This window comes from Pedobacter sp., assembly GCF_045628745.1.
Taxonomy (GTDB): Bacteria; Bacteroidota; Bacteroidia; order Sphingobacteriales; family Sphingobacteriaceae; genus Pedobacter.
In genome coordinates, this window is the sequence record NZ_JAZQPU010000316.1 from 1 (window position 1) to 6,174 (window position 6,174).

The 6,174-nt window shown below is 40.5% G+C and carries 6 protein-coding genes and 1 pseudogene; 5 read left to right on the forward strand and 2 right to left on the reverse strand.

What is annotated here, in order from left to right; all coding sequences use genetic code 11:
- Together ACR2F7_RS11530 and panB are read right to left on the reverse strand one after the other, a co-directional pair.
- Window positions 1-470 (reverse strand): annotated as a pseudogene (locus ACR2F7_RS11530) (RluA family pseudouridine synthase); the annotation flags it as partial.
- Window positions 470-1,285, reverse strand: coding sequence for a 3-methyl-2-oxobutanoate hydroxymethyltransferase (panB, locus tag ACR2F7_RS11535; protein WP_432713710.1), 816 nt, complete (start codon window positions 1,283-1,285; stop codon window positions 470-472). The gene panB and the pseudogene ACR2F7_RS11530, both read right to left, overlap by 1 nt.
- A gap of 224 nt (window positions 1,286-1,509) precedes the next feature.
- Between panB and carA the strand changes: the two genes are divergently transcribed.
- From carA to eno, 5 genes are all read left to right on the forward strand, one after another.
- Window positions 1,510-2,622, forward strand: a complete 1,113-nt coding sequence (gene carA / locus ACR2F7_RS11540; protein WP_432713711.1) for a glutamine-hydrolyzing carbamoyl-phosphate synthase small subunit — start codon at window positions 1,510-1,512, stop codon at window positions 2,620-2,622.
- Window positions 2,623-2,719: 97 nt separating this feature from the next.
- Window positions 2,720-3,487 carry an ABC transporter ATP-binding protein gene (locus ACR2F7_RS11545; protein ID WP_432713712.1) on the forward strand — a complete coding sequence of 256 codons (768 nt, stop codon included), beginning with the start codon at window positions 2,720-2,722 and terminating at the stop codon, window positions 3,485-3,487.
- 9 nt (window positions 3,488-3,496) lie between these two features.
- Window positions 3,497-4,588: an ABC transporter permease gene (locus ACR2F7_RS11550; RefSeq protein WP_432713713.1), complete on the forward strand. Its 1,092-nt coding sequence runs from the start codon at window positions 3,497-3,499 to the stop codon at window positions 4,586-4,588.
- 4 nt (window positions 4,589-4,592) lie between these two features.
- Complete coding sequence (locus ACR2F7_RS11555) at window positions 4,593-4,781, forward strand: hypothetical protein (protein ID WP_432713714.1); 189 nt, start codon at window positions 4,593-4,595, stop codon at window positions 4,779-4,781.
- Between the two features lie 87 nt (window positions 4,782-4,868).
- Window positions 4,869-6,161, forward strand: coding sequence for a phosphopyruvate hydratase (eno, locus tag ACR2F7_RS11560; protein WP_432713715.1), 1,293 nt, complete (start codon window positions 4,869-4,871; stop codon window positions 6,159-6,161).
- The last annotated feature ends 13 nt before the right edge of the window (window positions 6,162-6,174 follow it).

The window sequence follows — 6,174 nt, forward strand, 5'->3', positions numbered from 1 at the left end:
GATCAACCTCCAACAAATAATAGCCACCAAGCTCACCAATCAGCTTGTAGCTTAATTCGGCACGCTGACTGACTGCCTGCCACTTCTTTGTTATGGGCAGTCACCACGTTTTTCTGTGTATTTTTAAGAAGGTAATGCACCAAAGTACCCGACAAGGCTGCCGGTTTGTTGCGTACTATTGCCCAGTATGTTTTTTTGACCTCGCGGTTTTTGAACACATCATTCATGCGGGCCAGGGCCTTGCTGGTGCGGGCAAATAAAATAACCCCACTCACCGGACGGTCAAGGCGGTGCATCACACCCAGAAAAACTTCACTGGGCTTATTATACTTGTGAGCAATATATTTTTTTACCTTTTCGTCAAGCGATTCATCACCCGTCTCATCCACCTGCACAATATCGCCGGCCCGTTTATTGACCGCAATTAAATGGTTATCTTCAAAAAGGATATCTTTTTCCGTAATCGGCATTAGTATTGTTCTTTTTCATTAGGGAAACTGTTCCCTTTAACATCATTGATATAAGATGCTGCAGCATCTTTAATACCTTCATATAAATCAAGGTACTGGCGTAAAAAACGAGGTCTAAAACCCTTGGTTAAGCCAATCATGTCATTCACCACCAATACTTGTCCGTCGCAATGCATTCCGGCACCAATTCCTATTGTCGGGATGTGCAAACTTTCAGTGACCACCTTCGCTAACTGAGCAGGGATTTTTTCCAGCACAATGGCAAAACAACCAGCTTCCTGTAACACTAAAACGTCACTTTTTAATTTCTCCGCTTCAATTTCACTTTTAGCCCTTACGGTATAGGTTCCGAATTTATATATCGACTGTGGTGTTAAACCCAAATGGCCCATCACAGGAATACCTGCGGTAATGATTCTTTGTACAGATTCTACAATTTCTTGTCCACCTTCTAATTTCACCCCATGGGCACCAGATTCTTTCATAATCCTGATGGCAGAATTTAAAGCTTCTTTAGAATTCCCCTGGTAAGTACCAAAAGGTAAATCAACCACTACAAATGCACGTCCGGCGCCTCTAACCACGCCCTGGGCATGATAAATCATTTGATCAAGGGTAATAGGCAAAGTTGTTTCATGGCCTGCCATAACATTAGAGGCAGAATCACCAACCAATAAAACATCAAGACCGGCATCACCTAAAATAGTTGCCATAGAATAATCATAGGCAGTTAACATGGCAATTTTTTCCCCACGCTCTTTCATTTCTTGCAGGGTATGGGTTGTTATACGCTTTACTTCTTTATTTACGGACATTCCTATAAGGTTTAGGGCAACAAAATTAAGTTTTACAAATCAAATACACGCCTAATGATCACTAATAAAAAAAATATTGAAATTAGATACCAAAACTGTATCTTTGTATCCCGAAATGAACGGGTTAGATAACAGCACATTTGTTAATAGAAAAAGCAGCAGTAATGCCACTATTCCCCTTTATTTTTTCTCTTTTTTCAATCTAATTTCTGATTATATTTATCATGACTAACTACATCAAGTTACCTGCGATCTTGTTATTGGCAGATGGCACCGTATTTCACGGAAAAGCTGCTGGAAAAATTGGCACTACTTCCGGAGAAATTTGTTTCAATACAGGGATGACCGGTTACCAGGAAATCTTTACTGACCCTTCATATTTCGGACAAATCATGGTGACCACCAATGCTCACATTGGGAATTATGGTATTCATAAAGAAGAAGGTGAATCTGAAACGATTAAAATTGCTGGCCTGGTTTGTAAAAACTACAACATCGGCTTTAGTCGCAAGGAAGCTTCAGAATCTATCCAGGACTACTTTCAGAACGAAAATATTGTCGGTATTTCTGACATCGATACCCGTGCTTTAGTACGCCACATCAGAAATAAAGGGGTGATGAATGCCATTATCTCTTCAGAAATTGTTGATGTAGCAGAATTGCAAAAGAAACTTGATGCTGTACCTTCCATGGATGGCTTAGAGTTATCTTCACAGGTATCTACTAAAACTTCTTATTTCTATGGATCTCCGGATGCTACTTATAAAGTTGCCGCTTTAGATTTAGGCATCAAGAAAAACATTTTACGTAACTTCGACGACAGAGATATCTACGTACAGGTTTTCCCTGCCAAAACGCCTTTCGCGGAAATGAACGAATGGGGTGCTGATGGTTATTTTATTTCCAATGGCCCTGGCGATCCTTCAGCCATGCCTTATGCTATTGAGACGGTGAAAGAAATTTTAGCGGCTGATAAACCTATGTTCGGTATTTGCCTTGGCCACCAGTTATTGGCAGAAGCAAATGACATCGGTACCATGAAAATGTTTAACGGACACCGTGGCTTAAACCACCCTGTTAAAAACATCATCAAAAACCGTTGTGAAGTAACTTCACAAAACCATGGTTTTGGTGTGGTTCCAGATGAGGTTAGAAATTCTGATAAGGTAGAAATTACACACATCAATTTAAACGACCAGTCGATCGAAGGTATCCGTGTAAAAGGCAAAAAAGCATTCTCGGTACAATACCACCCTGAGTCGTCTCCTGGTCCGCATGATTCTCGTTACCTATTTGACGATTTCATCGAGATGATCAAAGGCGAATTAGCTTGGTAAGCAGCAAAATCAGGAACAACAACATTCTTTAACGATATTTTACAGGTTTTAGGGAAAAGAGCCATTTCTTTTCCTTAAAACCTTTTATTTTTACACCATGGAGCGCAAGAAAGCCATTATCAGTGTGAGAGACCTGGTTAAAAATTATGACGACTTTGCTGCTGTAAAAGGCATTACATTTGACGTCTATGAAAATGAAATCTTTGGTTTACTAGGCCCCAATGGGGCCGGTAAAACTACTACCCTGGAAATCATTGAAACGCTGAGGGAAAAAACCTCGGGAGAGATTATGGTCAATGGTTTTTCGGTAGACAAAGATGCCCAGCAAATTAAACAGATCATTGGCGTACAGCTGCAGGCAGCAGGTTATTACCCTAACCTGAACCTGGTAGAACTGTTAGAACTTTTTGGCGGTTTATATGGCGTTGACATCAAGCCGATGGAGATGCTGGAGAAAGTAAACCTGCAGGATAAGGCTAAAGCGAAATACAAAGCTTTATCTGGCGGACAAAAGCAACGTTTCTCCATCGCTACTACCTTACTCAATAACCCTAAAATCATCTTCCTCGACGAGCCTACCACAGGGCTAGACCCCCAGGCGCGCCGTAACTTATGGGATTTAATTATCGGCATCCGCAATAACGGCACCACTGTAGTCATTACCACCCATTATATGGATGAGGCCGAACAGCTGTGCGACCGTGTGGCTTTTGTAGAAAACGGAAAGATCATTGCCCTGGATAGTCCCGATAATTTAATAGACAAGCTGGTTAACAGTGGCTTTGAACGCAAGAAAGAAGTTAAAAAAGCCAACCTGGAAGATGTATTTATTAACCTCACCGGCCAGGAATGGCGCGAGGGATAAACAAGAAATATGATAAAACCCTATAATAACACCAGGGCAACCCTGGCACTGGCAAAAGCAAGTTTCAGGTCTATCATGCGCAGTCCTTCTGCCGTGATCTTTACCCTTGCCTTCCCGTTGATTTTTATTCTAGTCTTCGGCTTTATGGGCAATAACGGCATTAAGGTAAACCTGGCTGTAGTGCCCGGCTCTGACTTCAGCAACCCTGTTATTAGTGCTTTAGAGCAGTCTGCTGTAGTGCATTTAACAAAAGATAAATCCCTGCAAGAGATTCATGAAGACCTTGAAAAAGGAAACCTTGATGCTTCCATTGCCGTAGAGAAAAATAGCAAGGGGCTGCCGGCCTATTTAGCCAATGTGCAATACAGCACTGCCGCAGCAGATAAAGCAAACATTCTCAAGTCGATTTTAAATAACCTGCTTTATCAACTGAACACCAAAGACGTACAACCAACTGTGGCCCAACTAAATGAAAGCACGGTAACGGGTAGACTATACCGCAAAATTGACTTTATCTTACCCGGTCAGCTTGGTTTTGCGCTGTTGAGTACCGGTGTTTTTGGTACTGCATTTGTATTTTTCAGCCTGCGCCAAACCTTGGTCATCAAACGCTTTTTCGCCACACCAGTTAAACGCTCCAGCATTGTATTGGGTGAAGCTATTGCACGCATCGGCTTTTCACTTTTAGGTGCTTTATTTATCATCATCCTGGGTAAGCTTTTCTTCAACTTTACGTTAATCCATGGTGTGGTCACTGTCATCAACATGTTGATTCTGGCCACCTTAGGCGTAATTGTCTTTATGGGTTTTGGTTTTGTGGTATCAGGAATTGCTAAAAGCGAAAGCACCATCCCTCCCATTTCAAATATCATTACCTTGCCGCAATTTTTACTGTCGGGAACTTTCTTTTCTATAGATACATTTCCCACCTGGCTACAGCCTATCAGCAGAGCTTTGCCACTCACCTACCTGAACGATGCCCTACGCAAGGTGGCTTTTGAAGGTGCCGGTTTATGGGATGTTAAAATGCAAATCCTGATTATGCTGATCTGGGGAATTGTGGTATATTCAGTTGCCGTAAAGGTTTTTAAATGGGAATAAAAAAATGAAAGCAAAAATAATTATCGTTGCCTGTATAGCCTTGTTTATCTTTAACCTGGTTGCCCTGATTCAAAGTAACTTTGTCTGGAAAGGTCATTTTCATCATTATGCAGGTCTGCTGAGCTCGGCCTTATTGGTTGTATCTCAAATCATTGGCATAAAACACCGTCAAAAAATTAAGCAATCCAACTGATAATTTAAAATTTATTTTAACTTTGGATTAGTACTTAGTAATTGTAAAATTTACACTAAGAGTAATTTAACCATAAAACTATTAAAAATGAGTTTAATAATTGATGTTCATGCAAGACAAATCCTCGATTCAAGAGGGAACCCTACAGTTGAAGTAGAGGTAGTAACAGAAAACGGAAATATGGGCCGTGCAGCAGTTCCATCTGGAGCAAGCACAGGAAAACATGAAGCTGTTGAGTTGAGAGACGGGGATAATAAAGTCTACATGGGCAAAGGTGTATTAAAAGCCGTTGACAATGTAAATAACAAAATAGCTTCAGAATTACAGGGTGTTGATGTTTTTGAACAAAACCTGATTGATAAATTAATGATCGATCTTGATGGTTCTGAAAACAAAGGTAACCTTGGTGCAAATGCCATTTTAGGCGTTTCACTTGCTGTAGCTAAAGCTGCGGCACAAGAAAGCAGACAACCATTATACCGTTATATTGGCGGTGTAAATGCAAATACTTTACCTGTACCGATGATGAACATCTTAAACGGTGGTGCACATGCGGACAACAAAATTGATTTTCAGGAATTCATGATCATGCCTTTAGGTGCAAGCAGTTTCTCTGAAGCTTTGCAAATGGGTACAGAAGTTTTCCATAACCTGAAAACAGTTTTAAAGAAAAAAGGATACTCTACCAATGTTGGTGATGAAGGTGGTTTTGCCCCTAACATCGGCTCTAACGTTGAAGCTATTGAAACCGTATTAACGGCTATTGAAGCTTCTGGTTTTACACCGGGTAAAGACATTTGGATTGCTATGGATGCTGCGGCTTCAGAAATGTACGATTCAAAAACACAAACTTATAACTTCCACAAATCTTCAGGTGATAAATTAACTTCTGAAGAGATGGTTAATTACTGGGTTGACTGGGCAAGTAAATACCCTATCATCTCTATTGAAGATGGTTTAGATGAAGACGACTGGGCTGCCTGGGAATCTTTAACACGTGCTATCGGTGATAAAGTACAGTTAGTGGGTGATGATTTGTTTGTAACTAACGTTAAACGTTTACAACAAGGTATTGATAAAAACATTGCTAACTCTATTTTGGTAAAAGTTAACCAGATTGGTTCTTTAACCGAAACCATCAATGCGGTGAGTTTAGCACAAAACAGTGGTTATACTTCTGTAATGAGCCATAGAAGTGGTGAAACTGAAGATACAACGATTGCAGATTTAGCGGTAGCTTTAAACTGTGGTCAGATTAAAACAGGATCAGCTTCCCGTTCAGACAGGATTGCAAAATACAACCAATTGTTGCGTATTGAAGAAGAGTTAGGTGCTGCTGCCCGTTTTATTGGCAAAGACTTTTCTTTCCTTAAAAAATAAGCATTAAATAAAA

Bases quoted from the DNA above. Each gene is read 5' to 3' on its own strand.
- panB (WP_432713710.1), bottom strand. From the start codon at position 1,285: ATGTCCGTAAATAAAGAAGTAAAGCGTATAACAACCCATACCCTGCAA.
- ACR2F7_RS11545 (WP_432713712.1), top strand. From the start codon at position 2,720: ATGGAGCGCAAGAAAGCCATTATCAGTGTGAGAGACCTGGTTAAAAAT.
- ACR2F7_RS11555 (WP_432713714.1), top strand. From the start codon at position 4,593: ATGAAAGCAAAAATAATTATCGTTGCCTGTATAGCCTTGTTTATCTTT.
- ACR2F7_RS11550 (WP_432713713.1), top strand. From the start codon at position 3,497: ATGATAAAACCCTATAATAACACCAGGGCAACCCTGGCACTGGCAAAA.
- carA (WP_432713711.1), top strand. From the start codon at position 1,510: ATGACTAACTACATCAAGTTACCTGCGATCTTGTTATTGGCAGATGGC.
- eno (WP_432713715.1), top strand. From the start codon at position 4,869: ATGAGTTTAATAATTGATGTTCATGCAAGACAAATCCTCGATTCAAGA.